The organism is Citrobacter europaeus, assembly GCF_037482245.1.
Lineage (GTDB): Bacteria > Pseudomonadota > Gammaproteobacteria > Enterobacterales > Enterobacteriaceae > Citrobacter > Citrobacter europaeus.
The window spans coordinates 3,848,140-3,869,506 of the sequence record NZ_CP148084.1 but is presented as its reverse complement, the minus strand read 5'-3'; the positions used below and the strand labels follow the sequence as shown (position 1 = coordinate 3,869,506).

The window sequence follows — 21,367 nt, the reverse complement described above, 5'->3', positions numbered from 1 at the left end:
GCCAATTACAGGCTGGAAACGTTCTCGGTCAGGTATTTTGCCACGCCGTCCGGAGACGCGTTCATACCTTCTTTACCTTTTTCCCACTGTGCCGGGCAAACGTCGCCGTGCTCTTCGTGGAACTGCAGCGCGTCAACCATGCGCAGCATTTCGTCGATGTTACGGCCCAGCGGCAGATCGTTAACCACCTGGTGGCGAACAACGCCGTTAGCGTCGATCAGGAAAGAACCGCGCAGAGCAACGCCCGCTTCCGGGTGCTCGATGCCGTAGGCTTTCTGAATTTCGCGTTTGATGTCAGCAACCATTGCGTATTTCACTGCACCGATGCCGCCTTTGTCGACAGGGGTGTTACGCCATGCGTTGTGGACAAATTCAGAGTCGAAGGAAACGCCAACAACTTCAACGCCGCGCTTCTGGAATTCTTCGTAACGTTTGTCGAATGCGATCAGTTCAGACGGGCAAACGAAGGTGAAGTCCATCGGCCAGAAGAACAGAACGGTAGTTTTACCGTTGGTATGCTGTTTGAAGTTGAAGTTTTCAACGATCTCACCGCTACCCAGTACCGCAGCTGCTGTGAAATCCGGAGCCTGACGAGTTACCAGTACCATATAATTCTCCTGCAATGTTAAGGGGTTTTTGGAACGCAACGCGGGCCAGTATAGAGAGTGTTCGGGAATAAGACAAAGAGGCGTTGGCAATCAATGAGACAGGTTTTGTCTATCAATCTTTTGCCGGATCGCGGCTACGGCTTATCCGGCGGGGAATGCGGGCTGCAATCAAAGGGTTTTACGCCGCGCCTGGTCCATCATTTGCGGATAAAATTGCCAGAAACGTTCTTCTAACGCATCGTAATGCGTATCGAGGTCATACCATGAGTCGCGCAGGGCATCGAGTCGCGGGCGGCGGCTGGCCATGCCGTTCAGGACGTTCTGGATAAAATCCATGTCCCGGTAGCGCTCAAGCCATTTCTCTGACCATATATAGTTGTTCAGATTGATAAAGCGCGGCGGCGATTCCGGCAAAATAGTGGTTACCTGGGTACGGGCATAGCGCACAAAGTCCGTCAGCGGGAAGTCAGGGGAGATTTCCGACCAGTGGCGCGACAGAAAATGATCCCACATAACATCCAGCGTAATCGGTGCGACGCGGCGCGTTTCGCTACGAAACCACTCTTTGGCTTCACGCACCTGCGGCAGGTTATCGGTCATCACGTCGATACGACGGTGCATGAAGATGCCCTCCACCACGTCAGGCGAATAGTGCGTTTCCGGATTACCCCGGACAAAATCGGCCAGCAGATTGCCGGAAAGCGAGCTGTCGGCAAGATGAGCGAGATGCAAATGTGCAAGAAAATTCATAGTTAAACGTTTATCCAGAGGGGTAAAGGTTGCAGGGAGAACGCCCCGGCACTAGACTACCCGCCTCTTATTTTAGTCTGAGTCAGTGTCATGCGCGTTACCGATTTCACCTTTGAACTACCCGAATCCCTGATTGCCCACTATCCGCAAGCTGAGCGCAGTAGCTGCCGCTTGCTGTCTTTGGACGGGCCGACGGGCGCGCTGACGCACGGTACTTTCACCGATTTGCTCGATAAGCTCAACCCTGGAGATTTGCTGGTCTTTAACAACACTCGCGTCATTCCTGCGCGTTTGTTTGGCCGTAAAGCCAGCGGCGGCAAGATTGAAGTACTGGTCGAGCGTATGCTGGATGACAAACGTATTCTGGCGCATATTCGTGCTTCGAAAGCGCCGAAGCCGGGCGCTGAGCTGCTGCTGGGCGACGACGAAAGTATTAACGCGACGATGGTCGCCCGCCATGACGCGCTGTTTGAAGTTGAGTTTAACGACGAACGCAGCGTGCTGGATATCCTCAACGCCATCGGCCATATGCCGTTGCCGCCGTATATCGACCGTCCCGATGAAGACGCCGACCGCGAGCTGTACCAGACCGTGTATAGTGAAAAACCGGGTGCCGTCGCCGCGCCGACTGCGGGTCTGCACTTTGACGATCCGCTGCTGGCTAAACTGCGCGATAAAGGTATTGAAATGGCGTTCGTCACGCTGCACGTCGGCGCGGGTACTTTCCAGCCGGTGCGCGTAGACACCATTGAAGACCACATTATGCACTCTGAATATGCGGAAGTGCCGCAGGATGTGGTGGACGCGGTGCTGGCGGCGAAAGCGCGCGGCAACCGCGTGATTGCGGTGGGCACCACCTCCGTACGTTCACTGGAAAGCGCAGCGCAGGCTGCCAAAAACGACCTTATCGAGCCATTCTTCGGCGATACGCAAATTTTCATTTATCCAGGCTATAAATATCAGGTGATTGATGCCCTGGTAACCAACTTCCACCTGCCGGAATCGACGCTGATCATGCTGGTTTCCGCGTTTGCTGGTTATAAAAACACCATGCACGCCTATCATGAAGCGGTAAAAGCGGAATATCGCTTTTTTAGTTACGGTGATGCGATGTTTATCACGTACAATCCGCAGGCTATTTCTGAGCGACCGTGAGAAGGCTATCTCACTTGCCATTTTGATGGCGGGCAGTGCTCGCCATCCTCACGTACTGCGTGTACGCTCCGGTGGCTGTGCGCTGGTCGCCCCAAACTGGCTGCGCCGATTGCGCCTTCGCCAGTGGGTTAAGATATTTTTACTCCGTGGAGTGAATTCATGGGGAAAGTTTAATCATCAGACTGTCTCTCTGATGCAGGAGAAAAAATGAAATTTGAACTGGATACCACAGACGGTCGCGCGCGTCGCGGCCGCCTGGTTTTTGATCGTGGCGTAGTAGAAACGCCTGCTTTTATGCCGGTCGGTACTTACGGCACCGTAAAAGGCATGACGCCGGAAGAAGTTGAAGCGACCGGCGCACAGATCATCCTCGGCAACACCTTCCACCTGTGGCTGCGCCCGGGTCAGGAAATCATGAAGCTGCACGGCGATCTGCACGATTTTATGCAGTGGAAAGGGCCGATCCTCACCGATTCCGGCGGCTTCCAGGTGTTCAGCCTGGGCGATATCCGTAAGATAACCGAGCAGGGCGTGCATTTCCGTAACCCGATCAACGGCGATCCGATTTTCCTCGATCCCGAGAAGTCGATGGAGATTCAATACGATCTCGGTTCCGATATCGTGATGATCTTCGACGAATGTACACCGTATCCGGCCGACTGGGACTATGCTAAACGCTCGATGGAGATGTCTCTGCGTTGGGCGAAGCGCAGTCGCGACCGTTTTGATAGTCTCGGCAACAAAAATGCGCTTTTTGGCATCATTCAGGGCAGCGTTTACGAAGATTTACGTGATATCTCTGTTAAAGGTCTGGTAGATATCGGCTTTGATGGCTACGCTGTCGGCGGTTTGGCTGTCGGTGAGCCGAAGGAAGATATGCACCGCATCCTGGAGCATGTATGCCCACAGATTCCGGCAGATAAACCGCGTTACCTGATGGGCGTCGGCAAACCAGAAGATCTGGTTGAAGGCGTGCGTCGCGGTATCGATATGTTTGACTGTGTGATGCCAACGCGAAATGCCCGTAATGGTCATTTGTTTGTGACTGACGGCGTGGTAAAAATTCGTAACGCGAAACATAAAAGCGACACCAGTCCGCTCGATGCTGAGTGTGATTGCTACACCTGTCGCAATTATTCGCGCGCTTACTTGCATCATCTCGACCGTTGCAACGAAATATTGGGCGCGCGTCTCAACACGATTCATAACCTTCGCTACTACCAGCGTTTGATGGCGGGTTTACGCAAGGCTATTGAAGAGGGTAAATTAGAGAGCTTCGTGACCGATTTTTACCAACGTCAGGGTAGACCAGTTCCACCTGTGAACGTTGATTAATTTTAATAATGAGGGAATTTGAATGAGCTTTTTTATTTCTGATGCGGTAGCGGCAACAGGTGCTCCGGCGCAGGGCAGCCCGATGTCTCTGATTCTGATGCTGGTGGTGTTTGGTCTGATTTTCTACTTCATGATCCTGCGCCCGCAGCAAAAGCGTACCAAAGAACATAAAAATCTGATGAGCTCCATTGCGAAAGGCGATGAAGTGCTGACTAACGGTGGTCTGGTGGGTCGCGTGACCAAAGTAGCAGAATCTGGCTACATCGCTATCGCGCTGAACGACACCACTGAAGTGGTTATTAAACGTGATTTCGTAGCTGCCGTTCTGCCGAAAGGCACCATGAAGGCGCTGTAATTTATTGTTTTCCCAAAGGGAACTGCCGTGTTAAACCGTTATCCTTTGTGGAAGTATGTCATGCTGATCGTCGTTATTGTCGTCGGTCTGCTCTATGCGCTTCCCAACCTGTATGGTGAGGATCCGGCTGTTCAAATCACTGGCGTGCGCGGTGCCGCCGCCAGTGAGCAAACGCTGATCCAGGTCCAGAAAACGTTACAAGAAGATAAAATCACACCTAAGTCTGTGGCTCTGGAAGAGGGTGCTATTCTCGCGCGCTTCGACTCCACTGATACCCAACTGCGCGCACGTGAAGTGTTAATGGGCGTACTGGGCGATCAGTATGTCGTGGCGCTTAACCTTGCTCCGGCAACCCCGCGCTGGCTGGCAGCCATTCACGCAGAACCGATGAAACTCGGTCTTGACCTGCGTGGCGGCGTTCACTTCCTGATGGAAGTGGATATGGACACCGCGCTGAGTAAGTTGCAGGAACAAAATATCGATAGTCTGCGCAGCGATCTGCGTGAAAAAGGCATTCCTTATACTACCGTTCGTAAAGAAGATAACTACGGTCTGAGCATCACCTTCCGTGATAGCAGCGCCCGTGATGAAGCTATCTCTTACCTGAGCAAGCGTCACCAGGATCTGGTTATTTCCAGCCAGGGCAGCAATGCTCTGCGTGCGGTAATGACCGATGCGCGCCTGAGCGAAGCCCGTGAGTACGCGGTACAGCAGAACATCAACATTCTGCGTAATCGTGTTAACCAACTGGGTGTTGCTGAGCCGGTGGTACAACGCCAGGGTGCTGACCGCATTGTGGTCGAACTGCCGGGTATTCAGGATACCGCGCGTGCGAAAGAAATTCTGGGCGCAACCGCGACGCTGGAGTTCCGTCTGGTAAACACCAACGTTGACCAGTCCGCTGCGGCATCGGGTCGTGTTCCGGGTGATTCGGAAGTGAAACAGTCTCGTGAAGGCCAGCCGGTTGTGCTGTACAAACGCGTGATTCTGACCGGTGACCATATCACCGACTCTACTTCCAGCCAGGACGAATACAATCAGCCGCAGGTTAACATCTCGCTGGATAGCGCGGGTGGTAACATCATGTCCAACTTCACTAAGGACAACATCGGTAAGCCGATGGCGACCCTGTTCGTGGAGTACAAAGACAGCGGTAAGAAAGATGCTAACGGTCGCGCAGTGCTGGTGAAACAGGAAGAGGTGATTAACATCGCCAACATTCAGTCTCGCCTGGGCAACAGCTTCCGTATCACCGGTATCAACAACCCGAACGAAGCGCGTCAGCTTTCTCTGCTGTTACGTGCCGGTGCGTTGATTGCGCCGATTCAGATTGTTGAAGAACGTACCATCGGCCCAACCCTGGGTATGCAGAACATTAAACAGGGTCTGGAAGCATGTCTGGCCGGTCTGGTGGTGTCTATCCTGTTCATGATCTTCTTCTATAAGAAGTTCGGTCTGATTGCGACCAGTGCGCTGATTGCTAACCTGGTGCTGATTGTCGGTATTATGTCGTTGCTGCCGGGTGCTACGCTGAGTATGCCGGGGATTGCGGGGATCGTCTTAACCCTTGCCGTCGCGGTCGATGCGAACGTACTGATCAACGAACGTATCAAAGAAGAGTTGAGTAACGGGCGTTCGGTGCAGCAGGCGATCAATGAAGGTTATGCGGGCGCATTTAGCTCCATCTTTGATGCGAACATTACGACGCTGATCAAGGTCATCATCCTGTACGCAGTTGGCACTGGGGCAATTAAAGGGTTCGCGATTACTACCGGTATTGGTGTGGCGACGTCGATGTTTACCGCGATTGTCGGTACACGTGCCATCGTAAACCTGTTGTATGGCGGCAAGCGCGTCAAAAAGCTGTCAATCTGAGGAGTGCGAAGTGGCACAGGAATATACTGTTGAACAATTGAACCACGGCCGTAAAGTCTGGGACTTTATGCGCTGGGACTACTGGGCTTTCGGCATTTCAGGTTTCCTGCTGATTGCGGCCATCGTGGTGATGGGCGTACGCGGGTTTAACTGGGGTCTCGATTTCACCGGTGGTACGGTTATTGAAATCACGCTGGAAAAACCGGCCGATATGGACGTGATGCGCGATGCGCTGGAGAAAGCGGGCTTTGTTGATCCGCTTCTGCAGAACTTCGGCAGCAGCCACGACATTATGGTACGTATGCCGCCAACTGAAGGCGCAGACGGCGGTCAGGTGCTGGGCAGCAAAGTGTTGAGTGTGATTAACGAATCCACCAACCAAAACGCCGCGGTGAAACGAATTGAATTCGTGGGGCCGAGCGTGGGTGCAGACCTGGCGCAAACCGGTGCGATGGCGCTGATGGCGGCGCTGATCTCCATCCTGGTGTACGTCGGTTTTCGCTTTGAATGGCGACTGGCGGCTGGGGTAGTTATCGCGCTGGCGCACGACGTGATTATCACACTTGGGATCCTGTCGTTGTTCCATATCGAGATTGACCTGACTATCGTCGCATCGCTGATGTCGGTAATCGGTTACTCGCTGAACGACAGTATCGTAGTATCTGACCGTATTCGTGAAAACTTCCGCAAAATTCGTCGCGGTACGCCTTACGAAATCTTTAACGTGTCATTGACTCAGACGCTGCACCGTACGTTGATTACGTCCGGTACGACGTTGATGGTTATTCTGATGCTGTTCCTGTTCGGTGGTCCGGTACTGGAAGGCTTCTCGCTGACGATGCTGATCGGTGTTTCCATCGGTACCGCATCTTCTATCTACGTGGCATCGGCGCTGGCGCTGAAGCTGGGTATGAAGCGTGAACACATGCTGCAGCAGAAGGTCGAGAAAGAAGGGGCGGATCAACCGTCGATTCTGCCTTAACCATTAAGAGTGAAGATACTGGAATCCCGATCGCAAGGTCGGGATTTTTTTTGCCTGCGATTTAGCGGCAGGACATTATCTTTTTCTCTCGCCACACTACTGACAGTATGCTGTCAGTAGCCCTGTCTTATAGTCCTTCTGAGATTACCCACACAGGCAGGAGGAAGTATGAAGAACGTAATTAACTGGTTTGAAATCCCCGTGGCACAAATGGATCGCGCCATCGCTTTTTATGAGCCAGTGATGCTGGTTTCGTTGCGTCGGGAGAATATGGACTGCGCCGAGCTGGCCGTATTCCCGTATCAGGAGCCCGCTCCCGGCGGGGCGCTGGCTAAATTTGACGGTATTACGCCTTCAGCGCAGGGCGCTATTATTTATCTGCATACGGACGATTTGGCTGCCACGCTTGAACGCGTCGCCACTGCTGGCGGTCAATGCGTGTTTGGCCCACTCGAATTGGGGCAGGACATTGGTACGATTGCGCTATTTACTGACAGTGAAGGCAATCGTGTTGGTTTACATCAACCCGCGTAATACTTTCAGGACTGAGGATTAACATGAGCAGACGCGCCGACCGCTTGTTTCAGATTGTACAAATCCTGCGTGGCAGGCGAGTGACAACGGCGGCGCTGCTGGCAGAACGCCTTGAAGTTTCTGAACGGACGATTTATCGCGATATCCGCGATCTCTCTTTATCCGGCGTGCCCATTGAAGGAGAAGTGGGCAGCGGATACCGCTTGATGGCCGGGTTTGATCTGCCGCCGTTGATGTTAACGCATCACGAATCAGAAGCATTGATGGTAGCGATTCGGTTGCTGAAAACATGGGGCGGAGATTCACTCTCACAGGCGCTGGAATCCGCGCAGGAAAAAGTGCTGGCGATATTGCCGCCAGAGAGTCGGCGCAGAGCCGAGCAAACGCGGATTTTCGCGCCAGATTTTGGTAATCAGCCGCATTCACGCAGTGCGTTCGATCTCATACATCGCGCGGTTTCGGCGCAGCAGGCGTTGGCGCTGCATTATCGCGATGAGTCCGGGAACCTCTCCTGGCGCGACGTTCAACCGTTGGGCTTATTTTTCTGGGGCGAGCACTGGCTGCTGGTTGCCTGGTGCGAGAAGCGTGCCGATTATCGCTGCTTTCGCGTTGATCGATGTCTGAAGATCACGCCGCTCGACAGGCGCTTTCGCGAATCGGCGGATCGCTCGCTAAGTGACTTTTTACGTAAAGTACGCTGTGAAGACCAGCCATAAAAAAGCCAGCGGTTAAGCTGGCTTGTCTGCGAAACATTGTCTGGATTAGAAGTTGTAACCTACGACCAGGTAACCACCCCAACCGGTAGATTTCGCGCTGAAGTCGCCTTCGCCCCAGTTCAGAGTATCTCCACCTTTCCACTGGCCGCCGTTATGGAAGTAACGCGCGACTACGGAGTAGTGCCAGTGATCGTAGTTCAGCGCCAGAACGTGGCTGGAAGCGATAGAGTTGCTGGTGCGGTTCGGATCATCACCCAAATCTGAGCCCCAGTCGAAGTTGGTGAAGCCGATGTAGGTCAACTGACCGCCCCAAACCTGGGTGATCGGCACAAAGTATTTCACTTTGAAACGGTAGCCATCCCACTCGTTTTCGTTGGATGCGCCATAGTTCTGCCACTGGTATTTAGCATACACGTTCAGGGAAAGCCCCATCGGCAGACCGGTATCGATATCGGTACCCAGACCCATATACCAGGTGCTCTGGCGGCTGGCTTTGTTGTCACCCATATCGTAGATGTAGTTGTTGGCGAAATACCATTCTTTGAACGGGCCAAAGCTCAGGTCAGCGCCGGTCAGTTTGTCAATGGAGAAACGCGGTTCGATTTCCATAAACAGCGGGGAACCGTCAGACCAGATGCCTTTGTCGTTGCCGTTACCCCAGTCGAAGGTTTTCGGAATATCGATGTAGCCATAGAAGTCAAACCAGTCTTTTTTAGCAAAAGCTTCGTATTCCAGATACACATCGTTGTTCAGTTTCGGGGAGAAACGGGTGTGGTAGCTGCCCACCACGTTGACGCTCTGGTGCCACCAGTCGGACAGATATTGCGGTTTGTCATTTTCTGCTGCATTGGCAGTGAAAGACGAGGAGAGCGCCAGCACTGCACCGGCTGCAAGTAATGTTTTTTTCATATGTATGCCACTGTTTGAAATCCCTTTCGGGATAGAAAAATGCGCAATTTGCGTTTCTATACACTTCATCCTTCAAGACGCCTCTTTGTTGGCTGCCTTTGCTCACCCCTGTTACTTACTGATGTAAGCTCCAAGGATTCACGCAGTTGCCGCCTCGATGCATCTTGCATGATTTTGTGTAGAAATATTTCGTGTTTCTTCGGAGCCTATTATAAAAATCATTGTTCACAAAAATATGTCTTGTTTCACAGTTCTATCATTTGCGTAATCGATTGCGTTCACGTTTGCGTACTTTAGGCGGCGAATTGTACTGGCTCCCATGAATGTTGCCAAGTTTTAACAGAAATATTGGTTATGTCAGGGGAGTAACAAAATAAGGCGAAGTGATGTTGCGGAACGCACAAAACGTCCCGCAAAAAAGTTTATTGGTTAACAGGCTGGATGTCGTGGATGCGAACAAACCCTAACTGGTCCGCAGAAAGGCCATTTAACTGCAGCGGAATATCGACGTCGCTGGGTGCAAGGATACTCGCGGGGGCAGTGACCAATTGATTCTGAACGTTCACTTCCTGATAGTTATCTGTGGTGCCCTGAATTTGTCCGTACTCGACGGTGGCGCTAAAGGCGGGTAAAGGTGTGTTGGATTCACCCTGAATCCGCAGCGTCAGACGTGTGCCGTCGGCGTTTGGCGCAATATTGATTAGCGACATACGTAGCGTGCCAATCTGGCTGTCCAGTCGGGCAGGCGTTTTGGAACCCGGCAACAGATAGACGCCGCTGGTTGATTTTGCATTCAACATATTCTGTTGTGTAATTTTTACCGTTTCCTGATTGAGCTGCGTCATCTCTTTGTTCAACGTGCTAACGCTTTGATGCATCTGACGTACTTCGCTTTGCTGTGCGCAGGCGCTAAGACTAAAGAGACTTCCCACCAGGACAATTCTTAGGTAACGTCTTGTCATTGTGATTACTTCCTTCATTGTCGCGATAGCATAATGGTAGTGCGCACTGAGCACGAAGGCATCGATCCTTTGTCTCAAAAGCGCTGCGCCTTTGTTGTCACGCCAGTTCAGGGTAAAATAGATTTCTGTTAACCACTGAGGTACAGGACGCCGTATGCATTGCCCATTCTGTTTCGCCGTAGACACTAAGGTAATTGACTCTCGTCTTGTAGGCGAGGGCTCCTCAGTACGCCGCCGTCGGCAGTGTCTGGTCTGTAATGAACGTTTCACCACTTTTGAAGTGGCTGAACTTGTTATGCCGCGCGTTGTGAAAAGCAACGATGTGCGTGAACCCTTTAATGAAGATAAGCTGCGCAGCGGCATGCTCAGAGCGCTTGAGAAACGCCCGGTCAGCTCTGATGACGTCGAAATGGCGTTGAACCATATCAAATCACAACTGCGTGCAACTGGCGAGCGTGAGGTGCCGAGCAAGATGATCGGCAACCTGGTGATGGAGCAGTTGAAAAAACTCGATAAAGTCGCCTACATCCGCTTCGCCTCGGTTTACCGGAGCTTCGAAGATATCAAAGAATTTGGCGAAGAGATTGCTCGCCTACAGGACTAAGCCATGCAGGATGAATTGTACATGGCGCGCGCGCTGAAGCTTGCTGCGCGCGGACGTTTTACCACGCATCCCAATCCCAATGTGGGCTGCGTGATTGTGAAAGATGGGGAGATCGTCGGTGAAGGATATCATCACCGCGCGGGCGAACCGCATGCTGAAGTCCATGCCCTGCGGATGGCTGGAGAAAAAGCGCAAGGGGCAACCGCCTATGTCACGCTTGAACCCTGCAGCCATCATGGTCGTACGCCGCCATGCTGCGATGCGTTGATTGCCGCGGGTGTGACGCGTGTGGTTGCGGCGATGCAGGATCCCAATCCACAGGTAGCAGGTCGTGGCCTCTACCGTTTGCAGCAGGCGGGTATCGATGTCAGCCACGGGCTGATGATGAGCGAGGTTGAGCAGCTTAATAAAGGTTTTCTCAAGCGCATGCGTACCGGATTCCCGTATCTGCAGCTTAAGCTTGGCGCGTCGCTTGATGGGCGTACGGCGATGGCCAGTGGTGAAAGTCAATGGATAACCTCGCCGCAGGCGCGCCGCGATGTGCAACGTCTGCGGGCGCAAAGCCATGCCATCTTAACCAGCAGCGCGACGGTGCTGGCCGACGATCCTCTGCTTACCGTGCGTTGGTCGGAGCTTGGGGAGTCAACCCAGGCGAGTTACCCGCAGGAAAATCTGCGCCAGCCAATCCGCATTGTTCTTGATAGCCAGAATCAGGTCACGCCGGAGCATCGTATTGTGCAACAGCCAGGAGAAACCTGGATTGTCCGGACTGAAGACGATTCTCGTAGCTGGCCGGAGGCGGTACGCAGCCTGAAGGTGCCGGAACATAACGGGCATCTGGATCTGGTGGTGCTGATGATGCAGTTGGGCAAACAGCAAATTAACAGCATTTGGGTTGAAGTTGGCCCTACGCTTGCGGGCGCGTTATTACAGGCCGGTTTGGTTGATGAGCTAATCGTGTATGTTGCGCCTAAACTGTTAGGCAGTGATGCGCGAGGATTATGTGTGCTGCCAGGGCTTGAGAAACTGGCCGACGCGCCCCATTTCAAATTCAACGAGATACGCCAGGTGGGCCCGGACGTTTGCCTGCATTTAACCACTGCGTGAGGCTTTCTGAATTAGAGCAAGCAGCGCACAGAATATTATGATAAAATCCGCCCCCCTTACGGGGCCATAAATCGAACCCGAAGGAAGAATATGAACATTATTGAAGCTAACGTTGCTACCCCGGACGCTCGCGTCGCCATCACCATTGCGCGTTTCAACAACTTTATCAATGACAGCCTGCTGGAAGGTGCGATTGACGCCCTGAAACGTATTGGCCAGGTAAAAGATGAAAACATTACCGTCGTTTGGGTTCCAGGCGCATATGAGCTGCCGCTGGCGGCTGACGCGCTGGCGAAAACCGGTAGATACGACGCGGTGATTGCGCTCGGTACGGTGATCCGTGGCGGTACTGCGCACTTCGAATATGTGGCTGGCGGTGCTAGCAATGGCCTGGCGCATGTCGCTCAGGACAGTGGCATTCCGGTAGCCTTCGGTGTTCTGACCACCGAAAGTATTGAACAAGCCATCGAACGTGCTGGCACTAAAGCCGGCAACAAAGGCGCAGAAGCTGCACTGACTGCGCTTGAAATGATTAATGTATTGAAAGCCATCAAGGCCTGATTTTTGTAAGGGGAAATCCGTGAAACCTGCTGCTCGTCGCCGCGCCCGTGAGTGTGCCGTCCAGGCGCTCTACTCCTGGCAGTTGTCCCAGAACGACATCGCTGATGTTGAATACCAGTTCCTGGCGGAACAGGACGTGAAAGATGTTGACGTTCTGTATTTCCGTGAACTGCTGTCCGGGGTGGCGACTAACAGCGCGTACCTGGATGGATTAATGAAGCCTTACCTGTCTCGTCTGTTGGAAGAGCTGGGTCAGGTAGAAAAAGCCGTGCTGCGTATTGCGCTGTTTGAACTGTCTAAACGTAGTGATGTGCCGTACAAAGTGGCCATCAACGAAGCGATTGAACTGGCGAAAACCTTCGGCGCTGAAGACAGCCACAAGTTCGTGAACGGCGTACTGGATAAAGCAGCACCTGTGATTCGCCCCAACAAAAAGTAATCCCGAGGCCGGCTGGATGGTGGAACCTGTTTCCGCTGTCCCCGGCTTTTTCTTTTTTTTCTGCTGAGGCATAACGTATGGCATGCGGCGAGTTTTCCCTGATTGCCCGTTATTTTGACCGCGTAAGAACGTCTCGTCTTGATGTCGAAACCGGTATTGGTGACGACTGCGCACTTCTGAACATCCCTGAAAAACAGACGCTGGCGATCAGTACCGATACGCTGGTGGCTGGTAACCACTTCCTCCCTGACATTGATCCTACCGATCTGGCCTGGAAAGCTCTGGCGGTGAATTTGAGCGATCTGGCGGCGATGGGAGCCGATCCTGCGTGGCTGACGCTGGCGCTCACGTTACCTGACGTCGATGAAGCCTGGCTTGAAGCTTTCAGCGATGGCCTGTTTGAACTCCTTAATTACTACGATATGCAGCTGATTGGCGGTGATACCACGCGTGGACCGCTGTCGATGACGTTGGGTATTCATGGCTACGTTCCCGTTGGGCGTGCCTTAAAACGCTCCGGTGCGAAACCGGGTGACTGGATTTATGTGACCGGCACGCCGGGCGACAGCGCTGCCGGGCTGGCGATTTTGCAGGATCGCTTGCAGGTTGCAGAGGTAAAAGACGCAGACTATCTGCTGAAACGCCATCTGCGTCCCACGCCGCGTATTTTGCAGGGACAAGCCCTGCGCGATCTGGCCAGTGCGGCTATCGATATCTCCGACGGTCTGATTTCCGATCTGGGGCATATCGTTAATGCCAGCGGCTGCGGCGCACGGGTTAACGTTGATGCGCTGCCTTACTCCGCGGCGTTTGCCCGGCACGTGGAGCCGGAACAGGCCCTGCGCTGGGCACTCTCGGGTGGTGAAGATTATGAGTTATGCTTTACCGTACCGGAAATTAATCGTGGCGCGCTGGACGTAGCGCTGGGAAATCTCGGCGCAACGTTTACCTGCATAGGACAGATGAGCGCGGACGTGGAAGGTATTCACTTTACGCGCGATGGAAAATCCGTCACGTTCGACTGGAAAGGATATGACCATTTTGCCGCGCCTTAAAAAAGATGTCGCCAAAAGCCGCCTGAGTATGCGCAATCCGTGGCATCTGTTAGCCACCGGTTTTGGCAGCGGGCTGAGCCCAATTGTTCCTGGCACCATGGGATCGCTGGCGGCGATCCCTTTTTGGTATTTAATGACGTTTCTGCCGTGGCAGCTGTATTCACTGGTGGTGATGTTATCTATCTGTATCGGCGTTTATCTGTGCCATCAAACGGCGAAAGATATGGGCGTGCACGATCACGGTAGCATTGTCTGGGACGAGTTTGTCGGGATGTGGATAACCCTGATGGCGCTGCCGACCAACGACTGGCAGTGGGTTGCCGCCGGATTTGTGATTTTCCGTATTCTGGATATGTGGAAGCCGTGGCCGATTCGTTGGTTCGATCGCAACGTACATGGCGGTACGGGAATTATGATCGACGATATCGTGGCCGGGATACTGTCCGCTGGGATACTGTACTTTATTGGCCATCACTGGCCGGTAGGGATCATTTAACGGGTTTGCCGGATGGCGGCGTAAATGCCTTATCCGGCCTACAATCTACAATCGCGCTTATTTAAATCCCACCACCGGATGCTGTTTGTACGGCGTTTCCAGCTCGGCAATCTGCTCCGGCTTCAGCGTTAAATCCACCGCATTGAGCAACTCATCCAGCTGTTCCTCGCGCGATGTGCCGATAATCGGCGCTGCCACACCCGGTTTGCTCAGCAGCCAGGCCAGCGCGACCTGCGCACGGGTTACGCCCAGTTCCTCACTGACGCCGGTCAGCCGTTCGGCGATTTGCGCGTCGTTTTCATCGCTCTCGCTGTACAAATTTTTACCGACCTCATCGGAAACCAGACGGGCGGTCGTTTCTCCCCAGGGGCGCGTCAGGCGACCACGCGCCAGCGGACTCCATGGGATCACTGCCACACCCTCCTGATAGCAAAGCGGCAGCATTTCGCGTTCTTCTTCGCGATAGATCAGGTTGTAGTGATCCTGCATGCTGACGAACTGCGCCCAGCCGTGTTGCTTCTGTAAGGCCAGCGCCTGAGCAAACTGTGAAGCGTGCATGGATGAGGCGCCGATATAGCGCGCTTTACCGGCTTTCACTACGTCGTTAAGGGCTTCCAGCGTTTCTTCGATCGGCGTGTTGTAATCCCAGCGGTGAATTTGCAGGATGTCCACATAGTCCATACCCAGGCGTCTGAGGCTGTCGTCGATTGAGCGCAGGATTTGTGCGCGGGATAAACCTTCCGCTAAATCATCCACCTGGTGAAAAACCTTGGTCGCCACCACGACATCTTCGCGGCGGGCGAAATCACGCAGCGCGCGGCCGACAATCTCTTCGCTGCTGCCAGCGGAGTAGCTGTTGGCGGTATCGAAAAAGTTAATGCCGCCTTCAAGAGCGTGTTTGATTATCGGGCGGCTACTTTCTTCAGGTAGCGTCCAGGCATGATTGCCGCGATTGGGCTCGCCAAACGTCATGCAACCCAGGCAAAGGCGGGAGACCCGAAGGTCGGTTTTTCCTAAGGTGTTGTATTTCATCAATCCACTCCTGCTTAGCTCGTGATGAGTTAAGCATAGCAGGAGCGGAGAGAGGATTATGCCAGCCAGGCCTTGATTTTGGCCTCAATGCCGGCGGCATCAAGACCCAGATCGGCGCGAGCCTCGTCCTGAGTCCCCTGCGGGATGAAGAAGTCAGGCAGGCCAATGTTCAGCACCGGAACGGGTTTGCGATGGGCCATCAGCACTTCGTTTACGCCGCTGCCAGCGCCGCCCATAATGGCGTTCTCTTCGAGGGTGACCAGCACCTCGTGTTGGGCTGCCATTTCCAGAATCAACGTTTCATCCAGCGGTTTGACAAAGCGCATATCAACCAGCGTGGCGTTCAGCGACTCTGCGACCTGCGCGGCTTCCGGCATTAGGGTACCGAAGTTCAGTATCGCCACTTTCTTCCCGTGACGCTTCACGATGCCTTTCCCAATTGGCAGTTGCTCCAGCGGCGTCAGCTCAACGCCCACCGCGTTACCGCGTGGGTAGCGTACAACCGTTGGGCCGTCGTTGTAGTGATAGCCGGTGAACAGCATCTGGCGACATTCGTTCTCATCGCTCGGGGTCATAATGACCATTTCCGGGATGCAGCGCAGGAAGGAGAGATCGAACGCCCCCTGGTGGGTTTGCCCATCTGCGCCAACAATACCAGCCCGGTCAACGGCGAACAGGACCGGCAGTTTCTGAATGGCGACATCATGCAGCACCTGATCGTAGGCGCGTTGCAGGAAGGTAGAGTAAATAGCCACGACCGGCTTATAGCCGCCAATTGCCAGACCGGCAGCAAACGTCACCGCGTGCTGCTCGGCAATCGCCACATCGAAGTAGCGGTCCGGGAACTTACGTGAGAACTCCACCATACCGGAGCCTTCACGCATCGCCGGAGTGATCGCCATCAGCTTATTGTCTTTCGCTGCGGTTTCGCACAGCCAGTCACCGAAGATTTTTGAATAGCTTGGCAGGCCGCCGCTGCTTTTCGGCAGGCATCCGCTGGACGGATCGAATTTTGGTACCGCGTGGAAGGTAATCGGATCTTTTTCCGCAGGCTCGTAACCACGACCTTTTTTGGTCATGATGTGCAGGAACTGCGGACCTTTAAGGTCGCGCATGTTCTTCAGCGTAGTGATAAGCCCCAGCACGTCGTGACCGTCTACCGGACCAATATAGTTAAAGCCCAGCTCTTCAAACAGCGTACCCGGCACAACCATGCCTTTGATGTGTTCTTCGGTACGCTTGAGCAGCTCTTTAATCGGCGGCACGCCGGAGAACACTTTTTTCCCGCCTTCGCGCAGCGAGGAGTAGAGTTTGCCAGAGAGCAGTTGCGCCAGGTGGTTGTTCAGCGCGCCGACGTTCTCTGAAATCGACATTTCGTTGTCGTTGAGGATAACCAGCATGTCGGGCTTAATATCACCCGCGTGGTTCATCGCTTCAAACGCCATCCCGGCGGTGATAGCGCCGTCGCCAATCACACAAACGGTACGACGATCTTTGCCTTCTTTCTCGGCGGCAACCGCAATACCAATACCGGCGCTGATGGACGTTGAGGAGTGCCCAACGCTCAGTACGTCATACTCGCTCTCACCGCGCCACGGGAACGGATGCAAACCGCCTTTCTGACGAATGGTGCCGATTTTATCGCGGCGGCCGGTCAGAATTTTGTGCGGGTAAGCCTGATGTCCCACATCCCAGATTAACTGGTCAAACGGGGTGTTGTAGACATAGTGCAGCGCGACGGTGAGTTCCACCGTGCCCAGACCAGAGGCGAAGTGCCCGCTGGAACGGCTTACGCTGTCGAGCAAATAGCGGCGCAGTTCGTCGCAAAGCTTTGGCAGACTCTCTTTTGGCAGCAGGCGTAACTCCTGGGTGGAGTCGACCAGCGCCAGGGTCGGGTATTTGGCTATATCAAAACTCATCGCAAGCTCATGGGATATGTTGGTTTATTTATCACGCTGGATTATATAGTCCGCTAGCGCTTCCAGTGCCGAGGTATCGAGTGACTGTGCGGCCAGCAAACTTAGCGACTCGCGGGCATCCTCAATTAAATCCCGGGCTTTGTTCTGGGCTTGCTCAAGACCCAGAAGTGCAGGATAGGTACTTTTGCCAAGCTGCTGGTCAGCACCCTGACGTTTACCCAATGTTGCAGTATCGCCTACCACATCCAGGATGTCATCCTGAACCTGGAAGGCCAGACCGATGCTTTCTGCGTATTTGTCGAGTATTGCCAGGCATTCTCGCCCTTTATCGCCAGCGCTTAATGCTCCCAGACGTACGGCGGCGCGAATCAGTGCCCCGGTTTTATGGCGGTGAATACGCTCCAGCGCATCCAGCTCAACCTGATGACCTTCAGCTTCCAGATCCAGCGCCTGACCGCCGCACATACCGGCAATACCGCTGGCCCGGGCCAGTTCAGAGATCATCGCGATGCGGTCACGATCGGACACTTCCGGCATCGGGGCATCGCTGATAATAGAGAACGCCAGCGTTTGCAGCGCATCTCCGGCCAGGATCGCGTTTGCCTCGCCAAATTTTACGTGGCAGGTCGGCAGACCGCGGCGCAGGTCATCGTCGTCCATCGCGGGTAAATCATCATGCATTAGCGAATAGGCATGAATGCACTCGACGGCGGCAGCGGGAGCATCAAGCGTACTCAGGCTGACGCCAAACATCTGACCGGTCGCATACACCAGGAACGGGCGCAGACGCTTACCGCCTAATAATGCGCCATATTGCATGGTTTCGACCACGGGAGTGTTCTGAAAGGGCAATGGCGCAATAAAACGGCTCAGTGCCTGGTTGGCCTGCTCAACGCATGCCTGTAGCTGCTGCGTAAAATCCATTTACTCATTATCCGGTGTGAAAGGCGTAAGGGCGGCGTCTTCAGTATCTGACAGCAGGATTTGTACGCGCTGTTCAGCCTGTTGCAATTTGACCTGTCCCTGACGCGCCAACTGTACGCCACGTTCGAATTCGTTCAGCGCTTCTTCCAGCGGCAGGTCGCCGCTTTCCAGGCGGGTAACAATCTGTTCCAGCTCGCTCAGCGCTGTTTCAAAACTGGCTGGCGCTTCATTTTTCTTCGGCATAATGAATGTCTGACTCTCTGTATTGGCAGCACAAGACTATGGTAACGGACTCGTACTGATAAGCAAATAACGCGCAATGGTAAGGCGATGTGCACAGGATGACCATGATAGTGGTATACTTGCGCGCCTGGATGCAGCCGCAGGGTATGGGCTGCTGTATTTTTTTCCATTACAAGTCGTTCAGACTTGCCAAAGAACCATTGCCGCCATGAAGTTTATCATTAAATTGTTCCCAGAAATCACCATCAAAAGCCAATCTGTGCGTTTGCGCTTTATAAAAATTCTGACAGGGAACATTCGTAACGTTTTAAAGCATTATGATGAAGACCTTGCCGTTGTCCGTCACTGGGATCACGTTGAGGTTCGCGCTAAAGATGAAAGCCAGCGCCTGGATATACGCGACGCGTTGACCCGTATTCCGGGGATCCACCATATTCTCGAAGTAGAAGACGTGCCGTTTACCGACATGCACGATATTTTCGAGAAAGCGCTGGTGCAGTATCGCGATCAACTGGAAGGTAAAACCTTCTGCGTACGCGTTAAGCGTCGCGGTAAGCATGAGTTTAGCTCCATTGAGGTGGAACGCTATGTTGGCGGTGGACTGAACCAGCATATTGAATCCGCACGCGTGAAGCTGACGAAGCCGGACGTGACGGTTAATCTTGAAATCGAAAACGACCGTCTGCTGCTGGTTAAAGGCCGCTATGAAGGTATTGGCGGTTTCCCGATTGGTACGCAGGAAGACGTACTGTCGCTGATCTCCGGTGGTTTCGACTCCGGCGTGTCCAGCTACATGCTGATGCGTCGCGGCTGCCGCGTACACTATTGCTTCTTCAACCTCGGCGGCGCAGCGCATGAAATCGGCGTTCGCCAGGTGGCGCATTATCTGTGGAATCGCTTTGGCAGCTCGCATCGCGTGCGTTTTGTTGCAATCAACTTTGAGCCGGTGGTTGGCGAGATCCTGGAGAAAGTCGACGACGGCCAGATGGGCGTGGTCCTCAAACGCATGATGGTACGCGCGGCGTCGAAAGTCGCTGAGCGCTACGGCGTACAGGCGTTGGTCACCGGTGAAGCACTGGGTCAGGTGTCCAGCCAGACGCTGACCAACCTGCGCCTGATCGATAACGTATCTGACACCCTGATCCTGCGCCCGCTTATCTCCCATGATAAAGAGCACATCATCAATCTGGCGCGTGAAATTGGTACCGAGGACTTTGCCCGTACCATGCCGGAATACTGTGGTGTGATTTCAAAAAGCCCGACGGTGAAAGCGGTTAAAGCGAAGATTGAGGCTGAAGAAGAAAACTTCGATTTCTCTATCCTCGATAAGGTGGTTGAAGAAGCCAACAATATCGATATTCGCGATATCGCTCAGCAGACACAGCAGACCGTGGTGGAAGTTGAAACCGTGAGCGGCTTCGGCCCGAACGATGTGATTCTGGATATCCGTTCGGTGGATGAACAGGATGACAAACCGCTGAAAGTTGCCGGTGTGGACGTCGTTTCTCTGCCGTTCTACAAACTGAGCACTAAATTCGGCGATTTGGACCAGAGTAAAACCTGGCTGCTGTGGTGTGAACGCGGGGTGATGAGCCGCCTGCAGGCGCTGTATCTGCGCGAGCAGGGCTTTGAAAACGTGAAGGTGTACCGCCCGTAATTGACTAAACACCGTGTTGTAAGCCGGATAAGGCGGTTACGCCGCCATCCGGCAATATAACGATATTATTCAAAACGCACGGGAAGTGTCTTCCCGTTCGACTCCCAGACGCCCTGATAGACACCGTCTTTTAACTCCAGCGTTATCTTCTCTTCCGATTGTTCAGCGGCAGACGTCTTCAGTTCATAATGTCGATTGTCGGCTGTGTCGCACTTACCGGTTAATTCAATCGGTACGCCAAATTTCTGGTAAAAGTAAGCCCCTTCAAAAAAATCACCGTATTTGCAGTCCACCTTCAGCACAATACGCATGCTTTTTCCCAACGTGCCGTACATGACCTTGCCGTCAATGCCGGGAGTGGGCTCAACCGGTGTTGTACTCTTTGCACCAGTCAGATACTGGCCGTATGGCGTGAACTGTTTATGCAGTTCACCGGTAGGGATTTTCGTGGTGAAATCGCCCAGCTCGTCACCCGCGCGGTTGGCATGGTTGCTACAGCGTCCGTTCAGGAAAGCCAGATGATCTTTTTGCAGGGAGAATCTGTCGATGTAGTACAACCCGTCAATGTAGGTTGCGCATGAGGCGTAGAATTCGGCATAGCCAGGATCTCCACCGTCCTTCTGTGCCGTAACAAAGGTATCAATTTGGCTGCGGATATCTTTTCTGATGCGGGTGTTTAATTCGGCCATCGTGGAGCGGGAAAAAAGATCGTTAAGGGTAATTGCCGCGCCGCTGGCCAAATCGAAGCTGATCGGCACATTGTATGACTCGCAATACGCTCCGCAGCCTTCGACAAACATATTCAGGGTCAGGACATTGGCATCGCGATACTCAATCGTGTAGTCAAGGTTTGCGGTAGGGTTCATCTCTGAATTTGCAAACTGATTCACTGTCGTTTGCGGATTATTTCCCGGTAGCTGATTGATAAAGCTGGCGAAAATATAATCGTTAATGCGTTTTGCAACCTGTGGGCTTTCCTTTGAAGTAAACCACGGCACGCGATACTGCATCTCAGTGCTTGCGGGATAGCGATACTCAAGGTTTTTTATTTCAAGCTGTGTTGCACAGGCGTAACCAGAAAAGAGCAGTAAAGCCACTGTGCTCAGATATCCTTTCATTATAATTCCTTGTATGTGAGTGGCCTGAAAG

Annotated in this window: 23 protein-coding genes; 14 read left to right on the top strand and 9 right to left on the bottom strand. The window is 53.4% G+C overall.

Annotation, left to right across the window (positions count from 1 at the left end; translation table 11 throughout):
- Nucleotides 1–5 precede the first annotated feature (5 nt).
- On the bottom strand, nucleotides 6–608 hold the full coding sequence (locus tag WHR59_RS18275; protein WP_003021524.1) for a peroxiredoxin: 603 nt from the start codon (nucleotides 606–608) through the stop codon (nucleotides 6–8).
- Nucleotides 609–776: 168 nt separating this feature from the next.
- Nucleotides 777–1,358, bottom strand: coding sequence for an ACP phosphodiesterase (gene acpH, locus WHR59_RS18270; protein ID WP_043015379.1), 582 nt, complete (start codon nucleotides 1,356–1,358; stop codon nucleotides 777–779).
- A 90-nt stretch (nucleotides 1,359–1,448) separates the two neighbouring features.
- Here acpH and queA point away from each other — a divergent pair, with 90 nt between their 5' ends.
- The 7 genes from queA (at nucleotide 1,449) to WHR59_RS18235 (ending at nucleotide 8,310) form a co-directional block, all read left to right on the top strand.
- Nucleotides 1,449–2,513 (top strand): tRNA preQ1(34) S-adenosylmethionine ribosyltransferase-isomerase QueA, encoded by a 1,065-nt coding sequence (queA, locus tag WHR59_RS18265; protein ID WP_043015380.1) that lies wholly within the window; start codon nucleotides 1,449–1,451, stop codon nucleotides 2,511–2,513.
- A 207-nt stretch (nucleotides 2,514–2,720) separates the two neighbouring features.
- Nucleotides 2,721–3,848, top strand: coding sequence for a tRNA guanosine(34) transglycosylase Tgt (tgt, locus tag WHR59_RS18260; protein WP_003021535.1), 1,128 nt, complete (start codon nucleotides 2,721–2,723; stop codon nucleotides 3,846–3,848).
- A 22-nt stretch (nucleotides 3,849–3,870) separates the two neighbouring features.
- On the top strand, nucleotides 3,871–4,203 hold the full coding sequence (gene yajC, locus WHR59_RS18255; protein WP_043015381.1) for a preprotein translocase subunit YajC: 333 nt from the start codon (nucleotides 3,871–3,873) through the stop codon (nucleotides 4,201–4,203).
- A 27-nt stretch (nucleotides 4,204–4,230) separates the two neighbouring features.
- The gene (gene secD / locus WHR59_RS18250; protein ID WP_003021547.1) at nucleotides 4,231–6,078 is read left to right on the top strand and encodes a protein translocase subunit SecD; all 1,848 of its coding nucleotides are present in this window, start codon (nucleotides 4,231–4,233) and stop codon (nucleotides 6,076–6,078) included.
- Between the two features lie 10 nt (nucleotides 6,079–6,088).
- Nucleotides 6,089–7,060, top strand: a complete 972-nt coding sequence (secF, locus tag WHR59_RS18245; RefSeq protein WP_003021550.1) for a protein translocase subunit SecF — start codon at nucleotides 6,089–6,091, stop codon at nucleotides 7,058–7,060.
- A gap of 168 nt (nucleotides 7,061–7,228) precedes the next feature.
- Nucleotides 7,229–7,594: a VOC family protein gene (locus tag WHR59_RS18240; protein ID WP_043015382.1), complete on the top strand. Its 366-nt coding sequence runs from the start codon at nucleotides 7,229–7,231 to the stop codon at nucleotides 7,592–7,594.
- Nucleotides 7,595–7,617: 23 nt separating this feature from the next.
- Nucleotides 7,618–8,310, top strand: a complete 693-nt coding sequence (locus WHR59_RS18235) for a helix-turn-helix transcriptional regulator (RefSeq protein ID WP_043015383.1) — start codon at nucleotides 7,618–7,620, stop codon at nucleotides 8,308–8,310.
- A gap of 45 nt (nucleotides 8,311–8,355) precedes the next feature.
- Here WHR59_RS18235 and WHR59_RS18230 read toward each other — a convergent pair whose 3' ends face one another.
- Nucleotides 8,356–9,219: a nucleoside-specific channel-forming protein Tsx gene (locus tag WHR59_RS18230; RefSeq protein ID WP_003021561.1), complete on the bottom strand. Its 864-nt coding sequence runs from the start codon at nucleotides 9,217–9,219 to the stop codon at nucleotides 8,356–8,358.
- 422 nt (nucleotides 9,220–9,641) lie between these two features.
- Nucleotides 9,642–10,181, bottom strand: a complete 540-nt coding sequence (locus WHR59_RS18225) for a DUF3251 domain-containing protein (protein ID WP_043015384.1) — start codon at nucleotides 10,179–10,181, stop codon at nucleotides 9,642–9,644.
- 154 nt (nucleotides 10,182–10,335) lie between these two features.
- Here WHR59_RS18225 and nrdR point away from each other — a divergent pair, with 154 nt between their 5' ends.
- The 6 genes from nrdR to pgpA all read left to right on the top strand — a co-directional run bounded on the left by nrdR (nucleotide 10,336) and on the right by pgpA (nucleotide 14,443).
- Nucleotides 10,336–10,785 (top strand): transcriptional regulator NrdR, encoded by a 450-nt coding sequence (gene nrdR / locus WHR59_RS18220; protein WP_016152032.1) that lies wholly within the window; start codon nucleotides 10,336–10,338, stop codon nucleotides 10,783–10,785.
- Nucleotides 10,786–10,788: 3 nt separating this feature from the next.
- A complete protein-coding gene (ribD, locus tag WHR59_RS18215) occupies nucleotides 10,789–11,892 on the top strand; it encodes a bifunctional diaminohydroxyphosphoribosylaminopyrimidine deaminase/5-amino-6-(5-phosphoribosylamino)uracil reductase RibD (protein ID WP_043015385.1) in 1,104 nt (367 codons plus the stop codon).
- A gap of 90 nt (nucleotides 11,893–11,982) precedes the next feature.
- A complete protein-coding gene (gene ribE / locus WHR59_RS18210; RefSeq protein ID WP_043015386.1) occupies nucleotides 11,983–12,453 on the top strand; it encodes a 6,7-dimethyl-8-ribityllumazine synthase in 471 nt (156 codons plus the stop codon).
- 19 nt (nucleotides 12,454–12,472) lie between these two features.
- The gene (nusB, locus tag WHR59_RS18205) at nucleotides 12,473–12,892 is read left to right on the top strand and encodes a transcription antitermination factor NusB (protein WP_000801129.1); all 420 of its coding nucleotides are present in this window, start codon (nucleotides 12,473–12,475) and stop codon (nucleotides 12,890–12,892) included.
- A 77-nt stretch (nucleotides 12,893–12,969) separates the two neighbouring features.
- Nucleotides 12,970–13,947: a thiamine-phosphate kinase gene (thiL, locus tag WHR59_RS18200; RefSeq protein ID WP_043015387.1), complete on the top strand. Its 978-nt coding sequence runs from the start codon at nucleotides 12,970–12,972 to the stop codon at nucleotides 13,945–13,947.
- A complete protein-coding gene (gene pgpA / locus WHR59_RS18195; protein WP_003021578.1) occupies nucleotides 13,925–14,443 on the top strand; it encodes a phosphatidylglycerophosphatase A in 519 nt (172 codons plus the stop codon). The genes thiL and pgpA overlap by 23 nt, the downstream gene beginning before the upstream one ends.
- A 57-nt stretch (nucleotides 14,444–14,500) precedes the next feature.
- Here pgpA and yajO read toward each other — a convergent pair whose 3' ends face one another.
- From yajO to xseB, 4 genes are read right to left on the bottom strand one after another with little or no spacing between them, the layout of a single operon-like run.
- Entirely contained in the window at nucleotides 14,501–15,475 is a 975-nt protein-coding gene (gene yajO, locus WHR59_RS18190; RefSeq protein ID WP_043015388.1) for a 1-deoxyxylulose-5-phosphate synthase YajO, read from the bottom strand.
- Nucleotides 15,476–15,531: 56 nt separating this feature from the next.
- Complete coding sequence (gene dxs / locus WHR59_RS18185) at nucleotides 15,532–17,394, bottom strand: 1-deoxy-D-xylulose-5-phosphate synthase (RefSeq protein ID WP_043015389.1); 1,863 nt, start codon at nucleotides 17,392–17,394, stop codon at nucleotides 15,532–15,534.
- Between the two features lie 24 nt (nucleotides 17,395–17,418).
- Nucleotides 17,419–18,318, bottom strand: coding sequence for a (2E,6E)-farnesyl diphosphate synthase (gene ispA, locus WHR59_RS18180; protein ID WP_043015390.1), 900 nt, complete (start codon nucleotides 18,316–18,318; stop codon nucleotides 17,419–17,421).
- Nucleotides 18,319–18,561 carry an exodeoxyribonuclease VII small subunit gene (gene xseB, locus WHR59_RS18175; protein WP_038638224.1) on the bottom strand — a complete coding sequence of 81 codons (243 nt, stop codon included), beginning with the start codon at nucleotides 18,559–18,561 and terminating at the stop codon, nucleotides 18,319–18,321.
- A 208-nt stretch (nucleotides 18,562–18,769) separates the two neighbouring features.
- On the opposite strand from xseB, the gene thiI reads away from it, so the two are divergent.
- Nucleotides 18,770–20,218 carry a tRNA uracil 4-sulfurtransferase ThiI gene (gene thiI / locus WHR59_RS18170; RefSeq protein WP_043015391.1) on the top strand — a complete coding sequence of 483 codons (1,449 nt, stop codon included), beginning with the start codon at nucleotides 18,770–18,772 and terminating at the stop codon, nucleotides 20,216–20,218.
- Between the two features lie 65 nt (nucleotides 20,219–20,283).
- On the opposite strand, the gene WHR59_RS18165 is transcribed toward thiI, so the two are convergent.
- Complete coding sequence (locus WHR59_RS18165) at nucleotides 20,284–21,336, bottom strand: hypothetical protein (RefSeq protein ID WP_043015392.1); 1,053 nt, start codon at nucleotides 21,334–21,336, stop codon at nucleotides 20,284–20,286.
- Between the last annotated feature and the right edge of the window lie 31 nt (nucleotides 21,337–21,367).

Excerpts from the sequence above, each read along its gene's own strand:
- tgt (WP_003021535.1), top strand. The coding sequence starts at position 2,721 with ATGAAATTTGAACTGGATACCACAGACGGTCGCGCGCGTCGCGGCCGC.
- WHR59_RS18165 (WP_043015392.1), bottom strand. The coding sequence starts at position 21,336 with ATGAAAGGATATCTGAGCACAGTGGCTTTACTGCTCTTTTCTGGTTAC.
- queA (WP_043015380.1), top strand. The coding sequence starts at position 1,449 with ATGCGCGTTACCGATTTCACCTTTGAACTACCCGAATCCCTGATTGCC.
- ribD (WP_043015385.1), top strand. The coding sequence starts at position 10,789 with ATGCAGGATGAATTGTACATGGCGCGCGCGCTGAAGCTTGCTGCGCGC.
- thiL (WP_043015387.1), top strand. The coding sequence starts at position 12,970 with ATGGCATGCGGCGAGTTTTCCCTGATTGCCCGTTATTTTGACCGCGTA.
- WHR59_RS18275 (WP_003021524.1), bottom strand. The coding sequence starts at position 608 with ATGGTACTGGTAACTCGTCAGGCTCCGGATTTCACAGCAGCTGCGGTA.
- WHR59_RS18240 (WP_043015382.1), top strand. The coding sequence starts at position 7,229 with ATGAAGAACGTAATTAACTGGTTTGAAATCCCCGTGGCACAAATGGAT.
- ribE (WP_043015386.1), top strand. The coding sequence starts at position 11,983 with ATGAACATTATTGAAGCTAACGTTGCTACCCCGGACGCTCGCGTCGCC.
- WHR59_RS18230 (WP_003021561.1), bottom strand. The coding sequence starts at position 9,219 with ATGAAAAAAACATTACTTGCAGCCGGTGCAGTGCTGGCGCTCTCCTCG.
- yajO (WP_043015388.1), bottom strand. The coding sequence starts at position 15,475 with ATGAAATACAACACCTTAGGAAAAACCGACCTTCGGGTCTCCCGCCTT.
- acpH (WP_043015379.1), bottom strand. The coding sequence starts at position 1,358 with ATGAATTTTCTTGCACATTTGCATCTCGCTCATCTTGCCGACAGCTCG.
- WHR59_RS18235 (WP_043015383.1), top strand. The coding sequence starts at position 7,618 with ATGAGCAGACGCGCCGACCGCTTGTTTCAGATTGTACAAATCCTGCGT.
- yajC (WP_043015381.1), top strand. The coding sequence starts at position 3,871 with ATGAGCTTTTTTATTTCTGATGCGGTAGCGGCAACAGGTGCTCCGGCG.
- pgpA (WP_003021578.1), top strand. The coding sequence starts at position 13,925 with ATGACCATTTTGCCGCGCCTTAAAAAAGATGTCGCCAAAAGCCGCCTG.
- thiI (WP_043015391.1), top strand. The coding sequence starts at position 18,770 with ATGAAGTTTATCATTAAATTGTTCCCAGAAATCACCATCAAAAGCCAA.
- dxs (WP_043015389.1), bottom strand. The coding sequence starts at position 17,394 with ATGAGTTTTGATATAGCCAAATACCCGACCCTGGCGCTGGTCGACTCC.
- WHR59_RS18225 (WP_043015384.1), bottom strand. The coding sequence starts at position 10,181 with ATGACAAGACGTTACCTAAGAATTGTCCTGGTGGGAAGTCTCTTTAGT.
- nrdR (WP_016152032.1), top strand. The coding sequence starts at position 10,336 with ATGCATTGCCCATTCTGTTTCGCCGTAGACACTAAGGTAATTGACTCT.
- xseB (WP_038638224.1), bottom strand. The coding sequence starts at position 18,561 with ATGCCGAAGAAAAATGAAGCGCCAGCCAGTTTTGAAACAGCGCTGAGC.
- ispA (WP_043015390.1), bottom strand. The coding sequence starts at position 18,318 with ATGGATTTTACGCAGCAGCTACAGGCATGCGTTGAGCAGGCCAACCAG.